The sequence below is a fragment of the Sinorhizobium prairiense genome (assembly GCF_029201645.2).
In the GTDB taxonomy this organism is placed as follows: Bacteria; Pseudomonadota; Alphaproteobacteria; order Rhizobiales; family Rhizobiaceae; genus Sinorhizobium; species Sinorhizobium meliloti_A.
The window spans coordinates 256949-277750 of record NZ_CP104132.1 but is presented as its reverse complement, the minus strand read 5'-3'; the positions used below and the strand labels follow the sequence as shown (position 1 = coordinate 277750).

Below are 20802 nucleotides of genomic sequence, written 5' to 3'. Positions count from 1 at the left end.
AGCTCGAGACGTTGCATGCCCGACAATGACCGCGACCTGAAGAGCCGCCCCGATCCGGACGCCCTGCTGGCGCTCGCCGAACAGGGCAGGAGAGGCAAACTAACCGTCTTTCTTGGTGCCGCACCTGGTGTCGGCAAGACCTATGCGATGCTGACGCGTGCGCGGCGCCTCAAGGAAGAAGGCGGCGATATCGTCATCGGGCTCGTCGAAACGCATGGACGCGGCGAGACCGCGGCCCTGCTCGAGGGCCTCGAAGTCCTGCCGCGTCGTCAGGTGCTCCACAACGGACGGACGCTCTACGAATTCGACCTGGACGCGGCGTTGGCGCGCCGCCCGCGCGTCATCCTGGTCGACGAGCTCGCCCATACCAATTTCGGCGAAAGCCGCCACCCCAAGCGCTACCAGGATATAGAGGAACTGGTCGATGCCGGCATAGACGTGTGGACGGCACTCAACATCCAGCACCTGGAAAGCCTCTCGGACGTGGTTGCGCAGATTGCCGGCGTGCCGGTGCGCGAGCGCGTCCCCGACACCGTTCTCAATCGCGCTGACGATGTCCTGCTGGTGGACCTGCCGCCGGCCGAACTGATCGAGCGGTTGAAGGAGGGCAAGGTCTATCTGCCCGACAGTGCCAAGCGCGCCACCGATCGCTTCTTCCGCCTGGGCAATCTGACGGCGCTGCGCGAACTCGCGCTTCGCCGGACGGCCGACCGGGTCGACGACCAGATGGTCGACTATCTCAGGCAGAACGCGATCGAGGGTCCCTGGGGGCCGCCGAACGGCTTCTCGTCTGCATCGGTCCCGACCCTTTATCCGAAAAGGTGGTGAGGACGGCAAGCCGGCTCGCTTCGGGCCTGAATGCCGACTGGCTCGTCGTTTCGGTCGAGCGTGCGGACGGGGAGGCGGAGAGCAGCGGGGCGATGCGACAGCTCGACGAGACTTTCCGGCTCGCCGAGCAACTGGGCGCCGAGACGCGCCGTATCATCGGCAACGACTTCGTGGAAGAAATTCTGAAGCTCGCAAGGCGGGAACATGCGACGCAAATCGTCATCGGCACGCGCCGCCACCGCTTCCCGCTACGCCTCTTCCGCCGCTCCTTGCCGGATGCGCTTGCCGCGCAGGCGGCCGGTATCGCCATCCACCTCGTCACTGACGGGAGCGCACCCGCCGTAAAACCGGCGGCCAGACGCAGAAGCATGCTTCCGGAAGGGTGGGGCCGGGGGATTGCCATCGCCGCTGCTACGGCTGCAGCCGCGACAGCACTTGGCCTGCTGATCGAGCAGTTCGTCGTCCTGCAGAATATCTCGCTTCTCTTTCTTCTGGCTGTGCTCGTCTCGGCGACCTACGCGGGCTATGTCGCTGCGATCGCGGCCGCGCTCATTTCGGTTCTCGCCTACAATTTCTGCTTCATCGAACCGGTCGGCACTTTTACGGTTGCCGAACCGCACGAAGTCTTTGCCCTCTTCGTGTTCCTCGCGGCGGCGATGCTTGCCGGGGGGCTCGCCTCCCGCGTTGGCGAGCAGGCGAAGACAGCGCGGCGGCGGGCCGCCGCCACTCAGGCGCTTTACGATTTTTCGCGCAAGCTGTCCGGTACGGCCAATGCCGAGGATGTGCTGTGGGCAGCCGTCACGCAAATCCAGGCGACCCTTCGGCGCAACGCGGCGCTGCTGTTGCCGGAGGACGGAGATGTCCGCTTGATGGCCGCCTGGCCGCCGGATACGGAGCTCGGTATTACCGACACGATGGCGGCCCGCTGGGCTTTCGAGAAGAAGGAGGCTGCCGGCAACGGTACCGGCACGCTGCCGAACAGTCCCTTCCAGTTCAGGCCGCTCATGAGTCCGCATGGGGTCGTCGGCGTCTTCGGTTTCCTGCAGGAAGACACGCCGCTGGAAATAAACGAGGAGCGAGCGCTTGCCGCGATCCTCGATCAGACCGCGATCGCCGTCGACAGAGCGCGCCTCTCGCGCGAGATCCTCGACCAGGCTGCGCAACTTGAGGGCGAGAAGTTCCTCGCCGCGCTGCTTTCGTCCATATCCCACGATCTCAGAACGCCGCTCGCAACGATCACCGGAGCTGTGACAAGTCTGCGGCAACTCGGCGAGCGGATGCCGGAGGAGAGCCGGCACGATCTCCTCAAGTCGATCGAGGAGGAGAGCGGCAGACTCACGCGCTTCGTTGCCAACCTGCTCGACATGACCCGCATTGAAGCCGGAACGGTAAACGCCAAGCGCGATTGGGTCGATGTCGCCGATGTCGTCCATTCGGCTGTGGAGCGTGCGCGGAAGTACTTCCCCGGCCGCGTCTTCGAAACCAGCATCGCTCCGGACTTGCCGTTGATCCGCGGCGATAGCGTATTGCTTGGTCAAGTGATCTTCAACCTGCTCGACAACGCCAACAGGTTTGGCGGTGACGAGCCGGTCAGCGTCTATGGGCGGCGGGAAGAAGATGAGATCGTGCTCTCGGTAACCGACCTCGGTAAAGGCATCGCCCCGGCCGACCTCGACCATGTCTTCGACAAATTCTTCCGCAAGGGAAAGCCGGACGGCCGTTCGCTTGGCACCGGTCTCGGCCTTTCCATCAGCAAGGGCTTCGTCGAGGCGATGGATGGGCGGATAAAGGCGGAGAGCCCGGCGATGAAGCGCCGCGGTACGCGCATTTCCATGCGGTTCCCGGCCGCTGAAACAGTGGAGAAGGAGCGCGGATGACGGCCGAGCGTATCCTCGTCGTGGACGACGAGCCCCAGATCCAGCGCTTCCTGCGCCCCGCGCTCGCAGCCGCCGGCTACGAGGTGATAGAGGCGGTAAACGGCGCACAGGCGCTGAAGGCGGCTGCCACGGTGGCGCCGGACGTCGTGATCCTGGATCTCGGCCTTCCCGACATGGACGGCAAGGACGTCGTGGCCAATATGCGCGCCTGGTCGAAAGTCCCTATCATCATCCTTTCGGCGCGTGACCGTGAAAGCGAGAAGATCGCTGCCCTCGATCTCGGCGCCGACGACTACATAGAGAAGCCCTTCGGAATCGGCGAGCTGACGGCCCGGATCCGCGCGGCGCTGCGCCATCGCATCCAGATGGCAGGGGGCCAGGCGCAGCTTTCGGCGGACGGTCTTTCGATCGACATGGTCAAACGCGTCGTGACGCGTGGCGGCGCGGCGCTCCGACTGACGCCGAAGGAATACGACCTCCTCGTGATGCTCGCACATCACGCCGGCCGCGTGGTCACCCACAGGACGCTGCTTACCTCCGTCTGGGGCGCCGCCCACGGGGAGGACCTGCATTATCTCAGAGTCTTCATCGGTCAGCTGCGTGGCAAGATCGAACGCGATCCCGGCAATCCGAAGATCGTCCGCACCGAACCCGGCGTCGGTTATCGCTTCGTCGGCGACGAGGATTGAGGAGGTTGTGCAACTGACCACATCACCAATTCCCGGCACGTGAATTTTCTGCAGCCTGAAGTCGCACTTCCTGATCTACTTGACGTCCGGGGTTGAGCCCCGGCCGTTACCTCCGGTCGTCGCGCCAGATGCGTTCCACAGCAATGAAAGTAAACGACGCCGACCAGGCAATCAGAACGAGCCCGTTCAACCCTTCCAGACCGGCGAGAATTCGCATGTCGCCTGTTGCGTAGACATCGCCGAAGCCCATTGTACTGTAGCAGGTCAGCGAGAAATAGAAGAAGTCTGTGGCGTTTGAGCCTGCCAGTCCTTCGAGTGAACCGAACTCGGGATGATAATGCATCCACGCAAAGGCCAGAGCGTAAAGGCCGACGCCGAAGAGGTGAGCCATAAAGGCTTACCCAAGAAAAACGACCATTTCAGCTCGTTTGGAAAGCACCTTGCGTCGACGCAGGATCGCTACGCCGGTCATGATTTCAAAATGAGTGGCGCTTGTCACGATGATGAGTGCGGCGGAAAGCAGACAGACCAACACAATCCCTGGCACTATCAACCTCGCCCTGTGCTTGCCGCAGTATGATCGGCGCTTACCTCAAACGCACCAACTCGACTCGGCGATGCTGGTACAACCACCATAGCAGGACATCGTCCGGATTGGGAGTTTCGGTCTGTTGGGCCCGTCCCAATGTGCGGTTGCCGAGGCTGACGGTGTGGACGACCGCGGGAGTACAGGATAATGCGTCTCGGGAATTCGGCGCGGTCCGTCGAGCACTTCCCTTTTTCTCCAATAGGAACCCCTGCGAAGCGCCGCCAAGAGGACAGCCAGTGCGATGACGATCACGCATTGCTGAACTCTACCGCCACATGGTGCGCATGCGGGCTGCGACATCGATACGGATCTGCTTTGCGCTACGCTCGGAGGTATTGGGGCTGGCGACGGGCCAGGTTGCACTCTCGAAGAACTGAAGCAATGTCGCGGGAATAAAGCGTGTGCGGCTCGCGTAGACATGGCGGTCACCCTGCGCGTGCTGACCGCCGGTGAAGAAGCGTTGCGGCACCATCAGCGTCAAACTGTCCTTAGCGCGCGTCATGCCGACATAGAGAAGCCGCCGCTCCTCCTCCAGCTCATGGCTCGTACCAGTGGCCAGGTCTGACGGAATGCAGCCGTCGACGACGTTGAGCATGAAGACGGAGCGCCATTCCTGCCCCTTGGCCGAATGGATGGTCGACAGGATAAGATAGTCCTCGTCGAGCAGCGGTACGCCGGCCTGGTCGCTCGTCGCGTCCGGCGGATCGAGCGTCAGCTCGGTGAGGAAGCGCTCGCGGCTCTGATAGCCTGCGGCGATCTGCTCGAGTTGCACGAGGTCGGCCCGGCGCGTTTCGGCATCCTCGTGTATTCGTTCGAGATGCGGTTCGTACCATATCCGCGCCATCTCGATTTCCGTCGGCCATGCGGGTTTGCGCAGGGCATGCAGGAGTTCGACGAGGGACAGCCAGTCCGAGCCGCTCTTCGGCGGAGCTGGGATTTCGCCAAGCGCCATCAATGGCTCGGGGTCGGCTGCGATCGTATCCAGGATCTTGCCCGCGGTCTGCGGGCCGATGCCCGGCAGCATCTGCAGGAGCCGGAAGCCTGCGACGCGGTCACGGGGGTTCTGTGCAAAGCGCAGCACAGCCAGCATGTCCTTCACGTGAGCGCTGTCGAGGAACTTCAGGCCTCCGAACTTTACGAAGGGAATGTTGTGGCGGGTCAGTTCCACCTCGAGGGGGCCGCTGTGGCTCGAGGTGCGGAACAGTACGGCCTGCTGTTTCAGAAGCATCCCGGATTCACGATTGGCAAGCACCTGCTCGACGATGCAGTTCGCCTGATCGGCCTCGTCTTTCACTGTCAGCAGCTTCAGGACGTTCAGCCGACTCGCGATCCGTCCAGAGGTTTTTGGTGAACCGTTCCCGCGCCAGATCGATAACCCCGTTGGCGGCAGCGAGGATCGGCTGGGTCGAACGGTAGTTGCGGTCGAGCGTGACGATCTCGGCCGCCGGCGAGAATTGCTTCGGAAAGTCGAGGATGTTGCGGACAGTCGCCGCCCGGAACGAGTAGATCGACTGCGCGTCGTCGCCGACGACCGTCAGGCCGCGCCCGCCGGGCTTCAGAGCCAACAGCACCGAAGACTGGAGTTTGTTGGTATCCTGATATTCGTCGACGAGGACATAGTCGAACCGTTTGCCGATTTCGTCGGCCACGGAGGGCTCGCTAACCATCTGCGCCCAATAGAGAAGCAGGTCGTCGTAGTCGAGGACGTTCTGCGCCTGCTTGGCCTCGACGTAGCCGGCAAACAGCTCCTTCAACTGCTGTTCCCAGCCGGACACCCACGGGTACCAAGTGCGGAGCACTTCAGTCAGCGGCATTTCCGCATTCACGGCCCGCGAATAGATCGCCAGACACGTGCCCTTGGTCGGAAATCGGCTTTCCATCTTCGAGAAGCCGAGCTCGTGCCGCATCAGGTTCATCAAATCGGCGCTGTCCTCGCGGTCGTGAATAGTGAACTCCGCATTCAGTCCGATCTGTTCGGCATAGATTCTCAGCAGCCGTGCGCCGATACCGTGAAAGGTGCCCGCCCATGACAGGGCGTCCTTCATCATTCCGGAATTGGGGCCGAGCACCTGTGCGCAGATACGCTCGACGCGGCGCGACATCTCAGCCGCGGCCCTTCGCGAGAAGGTCATCAGGAGAATGCGGCGCGGATCGGCCCCGTTGACGATCAGGTGTGCAACGCGATGGGCCAAGGTGTTGGTCTTTCCGGAGCCCGCGCCCGCAATGATCAACAGCGGGCCCGCTTGGGCGCCTTCTTTTGCTCCGATGCCATATTCGACTGCGCAGCGCTGCCTCTCGTTCAGTTTCTCAAGATGGGCCGCCGTCGCCATTCACTTTACCTCGATGATGTCTTTGATGTCCGGCCGCGGCCTCTAGAACGGAGAGGGAACATACAAGCCCGAGAGGCCGTTGGAAAGTGGGGACGTTCCGGTTTCAAAGATGGCACGATGTATCGCCTGCGCAGATCCAGGCTATGACGACGTGTGGCGGCGCACTTCATGCCAAGCAGTACCTCCGCACCCAATGCAAGAGCCGGACGATCACTGACCGCTCGGACATTGCCGCTTGTAATCAATTGGCCGGCGCGGACCTTTGTCAGCCGGTCGATGCGGCGGTGAAAACCGCCAGTTGAGCGTCGAAAGCACGCTTGTATGCGGGCCGCACTTTGCCGCGGGCGACATAGGCGGAGAGGTTCGGATATTCGTCAAGGATGACCGATCCTTCCAATCTGCGCAGCACCGTCACCATTAGGAGGTCACCGGCGCTGAAAGCGCCGTCGAGCCAGTCGGCGTTGCCAAGTCGGCGGGAAAGTTCGCCCAGCCGCGTTCGGATGCGTTCGTCTATGAAGGGCAGGCGCTGCTCGTACCAGGTCTCGTCGCCTTCGAGGTACTCGGCGACCTCGCGATCAACGATCGGCGGCTCCACCGTGTTGAGCGCGGCAAACATCCATGTGATCGCGCGCGCGCGGGCATTCGCATCGTCCGGCAGCAGGCCCGCATGGCGCTCAGCGATATGGAACACGATCGCCCCCGACTCGAATAAAGCGAGATCGCCTTCTTCATAGGTCGGAATCTGCCCGAATGGATGAAGCGCGAGATGCGCGGGTTCCTTCATCGCCTTGAACGAAAGAAGACGAACGTCGTAAGGCTTGCCCACTTCTTCGAGCGCCCAGCGAACGCGCATGTCACGCGCCATACCCTGGCCGGCATCGGGCGACCGCTCAAAGGCGGTAATGGTAATAGTCATGCTGCTCTCCATCGCTTGTCCGTCTTGAAGACGACCGGCTGAACGCGATTCCGACACCCCATGCGCGAGATAATCCTCGCGGCCGATTCAAATACAGCACGATGGTGCGTTCCTGCCGCTGCTAAGCGGAAGAGGCTTCCTGGCAGCTTCCGCCCCAAAGCGTCATAGGAGTTCCGAGACCCGCTGGCGCAGAAATGCTGCCGTCCGCTCGGAAGCAGTCTGCCGATCTTGCCAGTCGTCCTTGACCTTGCCCAGATAGGCCTCACGCGCGTAGATCAGCATATCAGCTTCCTCGTCCGGCATCTGGCTTGCTGCCCATGTCGCTGCAGCATCCTTGGTGATGAAGTCACCGGTGGCCGATGTACGCCACATGCGCGCAAGGGTTAGCAACACGTTCCGCTCGTCCCCCTGTAAACTGTCGCCCAATGAGGGGAGTGCATCGCGCATTGCGCGGCGAATTTGTTCCGGCGGAAGCGGGGCAGAAGCTCCTTTGCATCGGGGCCGAACAGTGGAACGGCCTCTTGTCGCGCCCGGGCCAGCACAAGCGTGTTTTCCGGGTCGGACACAGGTAGGGGGAGACCTCCGCATTCAAAGGTGTCCCGCAGCCATTCGCCATAGATGAATTCAGCCCGAGCAGGAAAATTCGGTGCGGCGATATCTGCCCGCAGAAACACCATCAGTTCGATGCAGCGGGGCGCCCCGACCAGACGGGGATGGCGGCCGGACATTCGCAGCAAAGCCGCCAGAAGAACGCGACGCTGTTCGTCAGCCATGGGGCAGTCGACGATCGCGAGGAGGTCGACGTCACTCTGCGGTCGCAAGCCACCCGAAACTGCCGATCCATGCAGATAAACCGCAAGGAGCGCGTCTCGAAGGATGCTGCGGATGGTTTCTGTCGCTGCCAGTGCCTCGTCAATCTGTTGTCTGTCCGCTCGCATGGCTCGGCTCGATTTGCATGAGTACTACCAGGAGAAAGTGCGTACCGGCTTCCCGTGCGGAAATGCGCAGTTTCAGAGTGTTAGAGCGTTTCACTGGTCCAATGAACAGTGAAACGCGCTAGAATATTGCAACGAGCGTATCAAGCTCTTGAACCGATACAAGGCAGCTTTTAGTGCGAGCGGACCTTCAGGCAGCGCTCGACTGGCCCGGGTCGCCATCTCGCAGCCACCGGACGTCACCTGGGGAAAGCGCAATTGAGAAAGCGTCGAGGCTGTGGTTGAGCTCGGAAAGCGAGCGCGGGCCGATCAGCGGGATGACACGGCCCTTCTGCGCCAGAACATAGGCGAGCGCTATTTGAATCGGGTCCTTGCCGAGCTTGCGCCCGAGTGCGATCGCCCGGTCCCGCCGAGCGAAGTTGCTTTCGGAATACCAGGAGCGGGCAAGTTCCGAATCGTCCCGCTTGCCGCGGCCCGCGCGGTCGGTGAAGAAGCCGCGCGCCTGGCTCGACCAAGCGAGATTGGTGACGCCTTTCTCCTCCAGCCAGTGCATCCAGGCGTCGTCCGAAGACGAAATGCAGCCGGCCCAGACCGGCTCGACCATCTCGGCCAGTGAGAAATTGTTGGAAAGCACGCTCGGTTTCGTCTTGCCGGTACGCTCGGCATAGGCGATTGCCTCATCGAAGCGTTCGCGCGTCCAGTTCGAGCCGCCGAAGGGACCTCGGATCCGTTCGGCCTTCACCTCCGCGTCCATGGCGTCGACGAACTCGCCCACGGGGATGTCCGGACTGTCGCGGTGCATGAAATAGATGTCGACATAATCGGTGCCCATGCGCTCGAGACTGGTTGTCAGTTGCTTGCCGATCACGTCCGGATAGCAGAGCGGACTGTGCGCACCCTTGGCGATGACGACCGTTTCCTGGCGCACACCGCGGCTGCGCATCCACTCGCCGACGAGCCGGTCCTGCAGGCCATTGCCGTAGAGAAACGCAGTATCGACCAGGTTGCCGCCCGCCTCGAAAAAGGCGTCGAGTACCATGGCAGCGGATGAGAAGGTCGAAAACTCCATGAGGCCGAGCGCAGCAAGCGATATCTCCTTCTGCAGGCCGTCGATGCGGCCGCTCCGCACATGGCTGGTCTTGCGGGAAAGCTTGTCGCCGCGCACCGTTCGGGTCCGCACGGTGTGTTTCTCGCCTTCGTATTCCAGGCCGATCGCCGCACGCCACTTGTCCATGACACGCAGATTCCCGAGTGTGTCGGCCCGGCTCATGCCCGGATAGGCAAATTCCGTGCGACCTGCGCGGATCGCGTCGCCGGCGGCCTCGACCTCGAAGCTGTAGAGATGGCGTGGCTCGGCGACCGGGACTTCCTCCTGGCGGCCGTCGGCGTGGATTACGCGGATGATGTTGGTGCCTCCCCGCTTACCGCCGGCGAACCAGAAGTGACCGACCTCGATGCGGCCATTCGTGCCGAGGATCCGCAGCACGTTTTCCTGTACGAGAGAGACCGAGCAGGAAAGCTCGGCGATGATGCCGTTCGGGAAGGACAGGAGGGCAGAGGTCCACTCGTCGACGCCCGTCCGACCAAGATGGCCGAGGGCGGTCACCTCGGTCGGCTCCATCACGCCCGACGATGTGCCGATGCCCGCGATGAGGCGCGCCATGGAGGTGGTGTAGCCGCCCACGTCCAGTATGCCGCCGCCCGCCATTTCATTGGAAAAGAGCCGATGCCCCTCATCGAAGGGCAGCTTTGCAAAACCGAAACTCGACTGGATCTTGCGCACCTCGCCGACCATCCCGCTTTTCACGAGCTGGACGATCTTGGCGGTCAGCGGGTGAAGCCGGTACATGTAGGCTTCGGCCATGAAGGTGCCCGCCTTGCGGGCAGCCTCGAACATGGCGTCCGCTTCCGCCGCCGACAGACCCATCGGCTTCTCGCAGAGCACGTGCTTGCCCTTTTCGGCGGCCTTGATTGCGTATTCCGCGTGAAGCGGATGGACCGTCGCGATGTAGACCGCATCGATTTCCGGGTCGTCGAGCAGTGCATCGTAACCGGCGACGATGCGCGTGCCCGGAAAATCGTCCGCAAGGCCGGGCTTTGCCGGATTGCGGGCGCCGATTGCGACGACCTTTCCGTTGGCGGATTGCAGCGCGCCGGCGAAGAAGTCCTTCGCGATGTTGCCGGGGCCGAGAATGCCCCAGCGGATCCTGGTCAGTTCGTTCATATCGTGCCTACTTTGGTTTGGTTTGAATGGATGGCCTTGCGGACCGTCACGGTCCGCTCGCCGTCGCCGGCGAAGAGATAGGCGTCGTGCGGATCGATCGAGAGCGATACCAGGCTATCGGCGGCTATCGGCGTCACCTGGCCGATCTGCACCGTGATGTTGCCCGTGCCGCTCTCCGAACTGACGCATTGCAGGGCGCCGGCGTCGACATAGAGGATCGTTTCGCGGCCGAGATGCTCGACGAGGCGTACCTTGCCGGAGATCGCCGCCCGGGTGGCATCGCCAGCGGCGAGGCGGATGTTCTCGGGCCGGATACCGAGCGTGGCCCTGTCGCCCGATTTCAGTACTGTACCCTCGGCGAGCGATACGGCCAGGGGTGCAAGACCGGGCGCCGAGATCCCGGCCATCGCCCCGGAAACCTCGTCGATCGTCACGTCGAAGAAATTCATGCGCGGCGCGCCCAGAAACCCCGCGACAAAGAGGTTGCCGGGGTTGCGATAGAGTTCGAGCGGCGAACCGACCTGTTCGATCGCACCGCGATTCAGCACGACGATGCGGCTCGCCATCGTCATCGCCTCGACCTGGTCGTGCGTGACGTAGATCATGGTCGCGCCGAGTTCAGCATGGAGGCTCGAAAGCTCCACGCGCATCTGCGTCCGCAACGCCGCATCGAGGTTCGACAGCGGTTCGTCGAACAGGAAGACGTCCGGCGAGCGCGTGATTGCGCGTCCGATCGCGACGCGTTGGCGCTGGCCGCCGGAGAGCTGCTTTGGCCGTTTGTCGAGCTGGTCCGTGATCCGGAGGATCTTCGCTGCGCGTGCGACGGCGGCGTCAATTTCCTCCTTCGGACGCTTGGCCATGCGAAGCCCGAAGCCCATATTCTCTGCGACCGTCATGTGGGGATAGAGCGCGTAGGATTGAAAGACCATGGCGATGCCGCGATCGCCCGGTTCTTCCTTCGTCACATCCCGCCCGCTGATCAGGATCCGCCCCGAGGAGATCGTCTCGAGCCCGGCGATCGTCTTCAGGAGGGTGGACTTGCCGCAGCCGGACGGTCCGACCATGACGATGAACTCGCCGTCCTCGACGGAAAGGTCTATTCCGCGAAGGGCGTGGTAGGCGCCGTAGCTCTTCTCGATCCGGTGAAGTTCAAGGCTTTTCATGGTGTTCCGCTCGCTACGGTTCCTGGACTTGGCAAAGATCGGCGAGGAAGCTGCAGTCATCCCTTCACCGCTCCCATGGTAAGTCCTGAGATGAAGTGTTTTTGCATGAGGAAGAACATGACGACCGGCGGCACGGCGACGATGATCGTGCCGGCCGAGATCAGGTTCCAGGCGGAGACCCATTCGCCGCGCAGGTTCGCAAGTCCTGCCGTCACCGGCTTGACATTGTCGCTCACCGTCAAGACCACCGCCCAGAAGTAGTCGTTCCAGATGAAGGTGAAGAGCAGGATGGCGAGCGCCGCCAGCGCCGGCCGGACGAGGGGTACGACGACATGGTTCAGGGTCTGGAAGGGTGTCGCACCCTCGGCACGCGCGGCCTGGAACAGTTCGTCGGGCAACGCGGCGATGAAGTTGCGCATGAAGAGCGTCGCGAAGCCGGTCTGGAAGGCGACGTGAAAGATGATAAGCGCCGTGGTTGTGTCATAGAGGTTCAGCCTCACCATGAGATCGCGCACCGGGATCATCATGATCTGGTGCGGCAGGAAATTGCCGCCGACGAAGAGCGCGAAGATCAGCATATTGCCCGGGAAGCGGTACCGCGCCAGCACGAAGCCCGCCAGCGTCGAAAGGATCAGCACGCCGATCACCGAGGGAATGGTGATGACGAGGCTGTTGAGGAAATAGCGCGCCATCGGAGTCTGCGTGAAGACGGCCGTGTAGTTCTCGACGACGGCGATTTCCGTCGGCCAGCCCCAGAGATTGCCGCTCATCACGTCCGCCATCGAGCGGAACGAGGTTAGGATCACGGCGAAGAGCGGCGCAAGCCAGATGATGAGGATCGCTCCGACGAGCGTCATGTAGAGCCTGCGGCTCGCATGCGCAGTTTCGGGTATGGGACGGGGATACATCAGGCGCCCCTTTCTTCCGCGCGGATAATGCGCGTGAGATACCAGACGATGAAGACAGCCATGATCACGAAGAGCACCGAGGCGATCGCCGCGCCATAGCCGAAGCGGTAGGAAAAGATCGACTGTTCGAACATCTGGTAGGCCAGCACGGACGACGAGCCGAAGGGGCCGCCCCGCGTCATGACCGAGATCATGTCGAAAGAGCGCAGCGCACCCACCACCGTCACGGCGATTGCGATGAAGGTGACTTGCGTCAATTGCGGCAGCACGATGTGGCGCAACATGTTCCACCCGCGCGCGCCGTCGACGCGGCCGGCACCGATCAGCTCCTCGCTCAGGTTGTTGAGCCCGGCGAGGTAGAGAACCATGCAAAAGGCGATCTGCGACCAGAGGGCGGCGACGACGATGGCAAAAGTGACGAAGTGTTCGTCCGACAGCAGCGCCGGAGCGTTCGCCCCGAATGCGCGGAAGATGAGCGCCAGTAGCCCGAACTCAGGCGTGTAGACCCAGGTAAAGACCACGCCGACGGCGACCGAGGCGAGCACCAGCGGTATGAAGAACATCGATTTGATGAGGCGCATACCCTTTATCTTCTGGTTGACCAGCAGCGCGATCGCGAGCCCTATCGGCGGCGCGAGCATGAACATGACGAGCCAGATGACGTTGTTCTTGAGCGAGACGTAGAATTGTGGATCGTCCATCAACTCGCGGTAGTTACCCAGGCCGATCCAGACCATGGGACCGAAGCCGTCCCAGTCGTGCAAGCTGATCCACAAGCTTTGGATGGAGGATGCCAGGACAACCACGGCGAAGAGGATCGCGCCAGGCAGGATCAGGAGTGTCGGGGTCAGCCACCAGCGGTGGCGGCGCCAAAGGCTCGTCATGCGTGGAAGTCCCTGTGTGGGTAAGGGAAGGGCGGGACCGCAGCAGCCCAGCCCCGAGGTTATTGAGGAAGGTCTCAGAGCTTGAAGATCCGCCGGCGAGTTCCCTCCAGCCGCTGCAGGATGGCGTCCCGGCGCTCCGGTCGGGCCATGAACTCCTGGAAGCCGACAAGACCAGCCTGAGCCATGTCAGGATCTGTGTCCCGATCGTAAAATTGCGACGTGCCGGCAACTGCCTTGAGACTCTCTACGGCGGCGTTGACGAGCGGATCCTTGCTTGGCGGTAGGTCGTTGCGCGGCGGAACATTGCCGCCCGGCTCCAGATAGGCGGCCAGATTCTCCGGCTTGTAGAAATGGGTCAGGAATTCGCGCGCACCCGACTTGTTTTTGGCGTTTGTCGGAATGTGCACGGAGTTCAGCGAGAATTCCTCATACCGGCCGAGGCCATCGTCGATCACCGGGAAGGGAGCGAAGGTGAGTTGCGGCAAGTCTTGTTCGGGGAAAGCCGCCCGGACAAACGCACCGAGGTTCATTATTCCGGCCCGCTTCTGAGCGAGGAAGGCGCCTGCCTCCTGCCACCCGAAGGAGGTATGATCCGGCGTGAAGAAGCCCTGCTTTATCAATTCTTCCCAATGTTTAAAGACCGGCTTCAGCGTCTCATCCGTATAGGCCATCTCCCCGTTCATCAGTGCGAAGTGTTTGTCGAGACCATTGATACGGAGGTTCATCTGGTCGAACCATCCGGCCGCCGGCCAGAGGTCCTTCGTTCCCATGGCGACCGGCGTCAGGCTCGCACTTTTGCACTTCTCGCCGAACGCAAGGAAATCTTCCCAGGAAGCGGGGACCTTCAGCCCGTGCTCGTCGAAGACGTCCTTGCGGTAGAACATGCCCCAGAGGGTGCCGCCTGTCGGCAGGCCGTACTGCTTGCCCTCGACCGTCACCGAGCCGGCGGTAGCGCCCAGCACATCGGCATATTTCTCCTTTTGGAAGAGGTCGGAGATGTCGTCGAACAGGCCGCGTGTCACGAAGGCGCGCATGCGGTTGCCCGAAAACCAGAAGCAGACGTCCGGCGCACCGGCGACGAGATAATTGCGGATCGCCGTCTTATGGGCCTCGTGGTCCATATTGTTGACGACGACCTTGGTGCCGGCCGCCTCTTCGAAATCCGGCAGCAATGCGCCGCAGGACCTCTGCCGTATTGGCGTTGCTCTCGGCGGAGATGATCGTCACCTCGCTCGATTGGACGAGAGCGGGAATTGGAAACCCGCTCAAGACGGTAGAAACTCCGGCGGTGCCCTTGAGGAACGTACGTCGGGACAGGCTGCGCTCAATCCAATTGAAAGTCACTCGATAATCCTCCCTGGAATGGCTCGATTAAGGCGCTTCGCCCCGTCTCCTCCCAGGGCTGGCTGCCGGCAAAAGGATCCCCGTGCCGGCAACGCATTGCGTCGCCTGCTTTCGCTGCGGGATTTCTGCATTTCAGCCGGTCGCGGATCAGGGTTGACCCGCTTGATCGGCGCGCTCAGTTATGCATAGTCGCGGAGACGAGGCAATATTAATTTACAAAATAAAATAAGGACAGACGTGAAGACGAAGGGTGACCAAAGCACGACGCGTGCGATGAACCGCCGGCTTATCCTCAACCTGCTCCGACGCGAGGGCCCCAAGAGCCGTGCCGAAATAGCCGCCACCACGGGCCTTAGTCCCGCGGCCGTTACCTTTGTGGTGGGCGACCTCATCGAGGAGGGGTTGCTCATCGAAGGTCAATCCGTTGCCGGCGCACAGGGGCGGCGTCCGATCCCGGTCGCCATCGACTATGCCGGCGGTGTGGCGCTAGGCTTCAAGCTGATGGCAGGCAGCGTCGAGTGCGTCGTCACTGATCTAGAGACGACACCGCTCGCTTCCCTGCGGCTGCCGCTGCCGGCGCATGATCCCGATACGATTGCCGATGCCCTCGCGGGAGCGGTGCCGAAGCTGATTGCACTCGCCAACCGGCCGGCCACCCGGCTCGCCGGGATTGGCATCGCCATGCCCGGGGTCATCGACAATCAGCGGGCGGTCTGTATTCGGAGCAACCGGTACGGTTGGGACAATGTACCACTGGGTGATCTCGTGGCGCGCCGAATCGGGGTACCCGTCTGGCTGGAAGACGACACCAATGCCTATGCGATCGCCCAGCAGCTTTTCGGCCTCGGACGGCATTACAAGACCATGGGTGTTCTTGCGATTGGGGTGGGGGTAGCCTGTTCTTTGGTGCTGGATGGTAAGCTTTATCGCGGCGCGCACGGCGCGGCCGGCAAGTTCGGCCATTTCCCACATGTGGAGGGCGGCAGACCCTGCGAATGCGGCAAGCGCGGCTGCCTTATGTCTTACTTCTCAGAGCCGGCAATGCTTCAAACCTGGCACGAACGCAGCGGCCGACCGGAGACGGACGGACGGGCCGAAATGGTCGCCGCGATTGCCGCCGGCGACAAGGCCGCTCATTCGGTCATGCGCGAAGCGGGTGAAACTTTGGGCCGGCACCTCGCCGGTCTGATGAACGTGATCGACCCGGAGGTAATCGTGGTCGGCGGCGAAGCAGTCGCCTACGGAGACGCGCTCTTCGGACCCTTGCGAGCGACCCTTGAACGCTTTGCATTCCGTCAAGCACCGCCTGTTCTACTAGATTGGGAGGACGATTCCTGGGCGCGGGGTGCAGCGGCGCTCGTGACTCAAAAGCTATTCGACTTCGAGACAACGGCGGGCAATGCCTGAGCGCGCCTGACCCGGAAGTCGCGACATTGCACCGCAGCCGCCACGCCTTCCAACGCTCGCGCCAACCGCCGCCACGATTTGCCGTATGGACTGCAACTCGCGAGTTCATACGCCGGTGATCTTGCCAGCAGGAGGTGCTCCCCGAGATGGGCAAGGATGGAGCTTCAGGAAAGCGCAGTTGGTGCCGGTCGCGTGAGCGCCTCTCCGGAAATGCGGTATCAGCCGCGCAATCCGGCTGTCATGGCCGAAGTCGAGCGCCTTCTCACGGGCCGCACGCGTGACATTCGTCTAAGAGGTGAGCTCGGTCGCCTGTTCCAGGAGCGTTCGTGGTCGCGTACGGCCAAGATCATTCGCGCGTGGATGATATGGGTGACCTTGCTGGACGTGCTGACGCTGGGTCTCAACGCGATCCTGCTTCCGAAGGCGGTCGTGCTCTCGATGCTTCCGCCGGCCTGCATTCTGCCGCCCGCGGCGCTGGCCACCGCCTATGTCTGGCGAAAACCGCGCGGTGTGCGGCTGCAAAGGATGTCCCTGCTTGCGGGCCTGTTCCTCATCCTCCTTTCGGTTGCGCTGGTGGGCGTGAGCGCCGGTGGGGAATTCCATGAGCGGCACCTGAACATCATGCTGTTCGTCGCCATCACCGCCATCATCATTTTCGCAGTTCCTTTGGCTTGGACGGTGGCAGTCGCCTCTTTCGCGCTCGGCCTCTACCTGATCTTTCAGTTGCAGAATCCGATGCTGGAGAGGGGCAGTGCCGTGGCTGGAACGCTGTTTTTTGCGAGCGGTATTGTTGCGACCGTCGTTGCCCGACGCACGATAACGATCCTGGCCCAGAAGACCTTCCTTCTCGAACTTCGCGACATGCGGCGGGTAGCGGAGCTGGCCGACGCCAATGCCCGGCTGGAGCGCCTCGCAAAGACCGATCCCTTGACCGGGATCGCTAACAGGCGCTGGATGATGGAAACCCTCAGCCGCCTCTGGAGCGCAGGCGCGGAGCGGCGGCCAGGCACCGCCATGCTGATGTGCGACATCGACGATTTCAAGAACCTGAATGATCGGCTCGGTCATGCCGAGGGCGATCGCTGCCTCGTCAAAGTTGCCGGGATCATTCAGAGCAGCGTCAGGCGAAACCGCGACCATGTAGCCCGTTATGGCGGTGAGGAGTTTCTCGTCGTGCTTCCGGGCGCAGATGAAGAAGCGGCGCTGGCTACGGCTGAACGAATCAGGGCGAGCGTCGAAGCTGCCTCCCTTCCTAACCCCGCATCCCGCGTATCGCCTTACGTCACTCTCAGCATTGGCGTGGCGGCGCAGGCGCCAGGTGAAGAGATCATCGCGCCGGAGAAGCTTCAGAACCAGGCTGACGCTGCACTCTACCTGGCGAAACAAGCGGGCCGTAACCGGGTGGTCCTCTATCAGCCTGACCTGCCGACCGTATAGCGCCGCGGGAGCCTGCGCCGCGGCGGCACCCAAGCTCGCGCTGGTGGTCGGCGATGACTGGCTCGGCGCGGAAGGCACGATCGCTCTTTTGCAGCGCTTCGACGTGCAGATGCCGCGGCCGTCTTATCTCGTGGACCGTTGGCTGACGGCGATTTTCACCGCCTATGAGCGCGAGATAACCGAACTGATCCGTGAGCGCGACCGCGCCTTGCTCACACACCGCCAGCCTGTAGGCGTCGAAGCGCGCCAGGACCGTGCGCTGGAGGTCACTTCAGAACCTCGAGCCCTCAGATTGTAGGTGTAGCCGACCCTTGCGGCCGATGCGCGGTGGCGGCATTTCTGCCGCCCCGGGCCACATTAGTTCGGGCAACCCGGATCGCCCGGTTGGCAGACACGTCGCTGCGGCCTGCGGCGGTCATCGTCACCACCGCTCCGGTTGCGGTTGTCGTCGCCGCGGCGGATGACGCGATTGCCATCATTGCCCCCACGTTCGAAGTTCCGGCGGTTGCGATCGCGATCGTTGCGCAGTTCACGGTCAGAGTCCCGCCGCCGATCCACATCGGGCCTGCGGTTGGGCACGCGCTCGACATCCGGAAGGCGATCTGGGCGATCGTCGAAGTCCCGGCGTCTTTCAGAGCTGCGACTAGAATCGGGCCTCCGCTCCAATCTCCGGTCAAATTCCGGACGCTGAGCCGGCCTCCGCTCGAAATCAGGTCTGCGGCTGGGCGGGCGGTCGGGTTCCACACGGCGATCCGGGCCGCGATAGAAGTCGGGCCCGCGGCGCCAGCGATCGCGGTCGCGATAAAAGTCACGGTCGCGGTAGTGACGATCCCAATAGCTGCCGAAGCTGAAGACGACGACAGGAATACCGAGGCGGCGATAATATTGAGGGCCCACATAAACCCGGCGCTGTTGATAAAGTGCCTGGATATATCGCCCGTGCACCCATCCACGGCCGTCGTAGAACTCCACGTCGCACCATGGCACGTCGGCAAGACAGCCGTAGATTTCGATAGATTCGCCAGCCGGTATTACGGTAATCGCCGGATATGCTGTGCTTGGGCCGGCGCGCATATTGACGTTCGCCGTTGCGAAGCCTTCTGCCGCCTGAGCGATCGACGGAGCAAGCAAAAGCATACCGGTCGCGGCAATTTTCAAAAGCGTGGATTTCATGTTTTCAACTCCCTGGAGGCCTGCGTCCTGCCACCGCATCCGGAACTTGCTGTACTTCGGGCTTTTCCGGTCCCGGGCATGGTGGGAGCGCTCGACAGCTTGCGTCAGGCGGCCACCATCCTCTTGTCTTTCAATGGTTTATAGCGCCTTTTGCATGAACGCAGCTTGAACACTTAGGCCGTGAGCCCCTTCCAGTCTCTTCAGCACCTGTGCCTGGCAGAAATGGGCTCTGAGCGCTCCGAGCCCTGCCAGAAGTCCAGGGGCCATCGGTAACACGCGCCTAGCGCCCATCAGTGAGGGCGGGCACGAAACCGCAGCCGCAACCAAACGACGACCGTCCCGCGATCATTCACGCGTTAATCGCTTGAGGGATCTACAGACGGTTCTCCCATCGCCACAGGAACAGCTTCGGCGCCTGGCAGCGATGGGAAAACGGGCGTGAGGAGCATCGGGAGGATGCGATGCAGAAGGGCGCCGCCGAGCGGCACGGCATTCCATCCGGAGGTGCGGTTGCCATGGGTTTCCGCCAGGCCGCGGGGCTCGTCCAGCAAGGTGAGCAGCAGGTACCGAGGATCGTCCGCCGGTACGATGCCCATGAAGGATGTGACGTTGAGAACCTTGGAATAGCGGCCCTGGACCACCTTTTCCGCCGTACCGGTCTTGCCGCCGATCACGTAGCCGGGGACAACGGCCTTCGTGGCTGAGCCGACGGCGGTGTTGAGGCGCAGGAGGTGGCGTATCGCCTCACTGGTGTTCGCGGACACGAGGTTTTCCGCCATGGTTCGTTCGGACACGGGGCTGTCCTTTATGAAGGTGGGCCTGATCAGCTTTCCGCCATTCGCCAAAGCGGCGACGGCCATGCTGGCTTGCAGGGGCGTCACGGCGACCCCGTGGCCGAAGGAAACCGTTGCCGTGGTTACCTCGCTCCAGGAGGAGGGCCGCAGCGGTGCGGCGCTCTCCGGCAGCTCGGTCGCAAGCTGAGACAAAACGCCGAAACGTCCGAGAAAAGTCCGCAACGCTTCGGGGCCGAGCGCCAACGCCATTTTCGCCATGACGATGTTCGAGGAGTGAATGAAAGCTTCCGGAATGGTGAGCGGCCTGTATTTCCCGCGATAGTCGTGGATGCGCTGCCGTCCAAAGCGCAACGGTCTGCTCGCATCCACGACGGATTGCAGATCGAACCGGCCCGACTCCAGCGCCATTGCCGTGGTCAGAGCCTTGAACGTCGATCCCATCTCGAAAACGCCGGCGGTGACGCGGTTTATCCGGTCGGGCTTGAAGGCGTCCACCGGATTGTTCGGGTCAAAGGCCGGATAGGAGGCGAGCGCCAGTATTTCGCCATTCGTGACGTCGAGCAGGAGCCCGGCACCCGCGGCAGCTGCGAATTTCGTGACGGCTTTACCGAGTTCCTGCTCCATGGCGTACTGAACGCGCAGGTCGATTGAAAGCTCGACCGGCTGGAGCTCACGCCCCTTAAGTTCGATGCCGGTGCCGCGCAGGTCCGCAAGCCAATTCGCGTCGATCCATTTTTCGATGCCGGCGATGCCGAAATTGTCGATGTCCACGGCCCCAAGGACATGGGCAGCCAACGGACCGTTGGGATAGAGCCGTTGATTTTCGGGCCGAAAGCCGACCGCCGCCAGTCCGGAATCGATGACCGCCTGCTGTTTGTCCGGTGGTATCTGCCGCTTGATCCACGTGAAGGCATCCTTGCGTCGGAGACGGGTATGGAGTTCGCGTGCGTCGAGTTCGGGGAAGATCGAAGTGAGTTTCTCGACCACCTCGTCCAGATCGGGAATAGACCGCGGCTCGACGTAGAGTGACGCGGTCGGAATGTCGGTCGCGAGCAGCTGTCCGTTCCTGTCGACGATTGCAGGTCGTCCACCGGGAGCCCTGTCATAGGTGAGGCGGGTTTCGCGGCCAGCCTCTTCCTGCATGCCGAGTTGCACAAGTCGTATGAACGCGCCGGCGAAAATGGCGGCGAACGCTGCCATGATGCAGACGATGCGTAACCGCCTGCTGCGTGCCCTGCTCCGCAGGGCGAAGGCGTGCTTCCTCATTTCGATCCCTCGACGAGATAAGAGGCAATGGCTCAATA

General features: G+C 62.4%; 10 protein-coding genes and 6 pseudogenes. 5 read left to right on the top strand and 11 right to left on the bottom strand.

The window, feature by feature from the left end:
• Window positions 1–15 precede the first annotated feature (15 nt).
• A pseudogene (locus N0Q91_RS20950) lies at window positions 16–2705 on the top strand (DUF4118 domain-containing protein).
• Window positions 2702–3394: a response regulator gene (locus N0Q91_RS20945; RefSeq protein WP_100674111.1), complete on the top strand. Its 693-nt coding sequence runs from the start codon at window positions 2702–2704 to the stop codon at window positions 3392–3394. Before N0Q91_RS20950 ends, N0Q91_RS20945 begins: the two are co-directional and overlap by 4 nt.
• Window positions 3395–3500: 106 nt before the next feature.
• Here the strand turns inward: N0Q91_RS20945 and N0Q91_RS20940 are convergent.
• The 9 genes and pseudogenes from N0Q91_RS20940 to N0Q91_RS20900 all read right to left on the bottom strand — a co-directional run bounded on the left by N0Q91_RS20940 (window position 3501) and on the right by N0Q91_RS20900 (window position 14687).
• Window positions 3501–3941: pseudogene (locus N0Q91_RS20940) on the bottom strand (ion channel).
• Between the two features lie 307 nt (window positions 3942–4248).
• Window positions 4249–6313 (bottom strand): annotated as a pseudogene (locus N0Q91_RS20935) (ATP-dependent helicase).
• 265 nt (window positions 6314–6578) lie between these two features.
• Complete coding sequence (locus tag N0Q91_RS20930; RefSeq protein ID WP_275598600.1) at window positions 6579–7229, bottom strand: glutathione S-transferase family protein; 651 nt, start codon at window positions 7227–7229, stop codon at window positions 6579–6581.
• A 162-nt stretch (window positions 7230–7391) separates the two neighbouring features.
• A pseudogene (locus N0Q91_RS20925) lies at window positions 7392–8167 on the bottom strand (nucleotidyltransferase domain-containing protein).
• Between the two features lie 187 nt (window positions 8168–8354).
• Window positions 8355–10388 (bottom strand): aldo/keto reductase, encoded by a 2034-nt coding sequence (locus tag N0Q91_RS20920; protein ID WP_275598599.1) that lies wholly within the window; start codon window positions 10386–10388, stop codon window positions 8355–8357.
• Window positions 10385–11551: an ABC transporter ATP-binding protein gene (locus N0Q91_RS20915; protein WP_275598598.1), complete on the bottom strand. Its 1167-nt coding sequence runs from the start codon at window positions 11549–11551 to the stop codon at window positions 10385–10387. The genes N0Q91_RS20920 and N0Q91_RS20915 overlap by 4 nt, the downstream gene beginning before the upstream one ends.
• Before the next feature lie 56 nt (window positions 11552–11607).
• Complete coding sequence (locus N0Q91_RS20910; protein WP_275598597.1) at window positions 11608–12459, bottom strand: carbohydrate ABC transporter permease; 852 nt, start codon at window positions 12457–12459, stop codon at window positions 11608–11610.
• Window positions 12459–13343, bottom strand: a complete 885-nt coding sequence (locus N0Q91_RS20905) for a carbohydrate ABC transporter permease (protein WP_275598596.1) — start codon at window positions 13341–13343, stop codon at window positions 12459–12461. Before N0Q91_RS20905 ends, N0Q91_RS20910 begins: the two co-directional genes overlap by 1 nt.
• A gap of 74 nt (window positions 13344–13417) precedes the next feature.
• Window positions 13418–14687 (bottom strand): annotated as a pseudogene (locus N0Q91_RS20900) (ABC transporter substrate-binding protein).
• A 237-nt stretch (window positions 14688–14924) separates the two neighbouring features.
• Here N0Q91_RS20900 and N0Q91_RS20895 point away from each other — a divergent pair.
• The 3 genes and pseudogenes from N0Q91_RS20895 to N0Q91_RS20885 all read left to right on the top strand — a co-directional run.
• Window positions 14925–16094, top strand: coding sequence for an ROK family transcriptional regulator (locus N0Q91_RS20895; RefSeq protein WP_275598595.1), 1170 nt, complete (start codon window positions 14925–14927; stop codon window positions 16092–16094).
• Between the two features lie 156 nt (window positions 16095–16250).
• A complete protein-coding gene (locus tag N0Q91_RS20890; protein WP_275598594.1) occupies window positions 16251–17531 on the top strand; it encodes a GGDEF domain-containing protein in 1281 nt (426 codons plus the stop codon).
• A 43-nt stretch (window positions 17532–17574) separates the two neighbouring features.
• Window positions 17575–17829: pseudogene (locus tag N0Q91_RS20885) on the top strand (DUF6969 family protein); the annotation flags it as partial.
• A gap of 59 nt (window positions 17830–17888) precedes the next feature.
• Here the strand turns inward: N0Q91_RS20885 and N0Q91_RS20880 are convergent.
• Both N0Q91_RS20880 and N0Q91_RS20875 read right to left on the bottom strand, forming a co-directional pair.
• Window positions 17889–18704, bottom strand: coding sequence for an SH3 domain-containing protein (locus N0Q91_RS20880; RefSeq protein ID WP_275598592.1), 816 nt, complete (start codon window positions 18702–18704; stop codon window positions 17889–17891).
• A gap of 356 nt (window positions 18705–19060) precedes the next feature.
• Window positions 19061–20764 (bottom strand): peptidoglycan D,D-transpeptidase FtsI family protein, encoded by a 1704-nt coding sequence (locus N0Q91_RS20875; RefSeq protein WP_275600250.1) that lies wholly within the window; start codon window positions 20762–20764, stop codon window positions 19061–19063.
• Window positions 20765–20802: the final 38 nt, after the last annotated feature.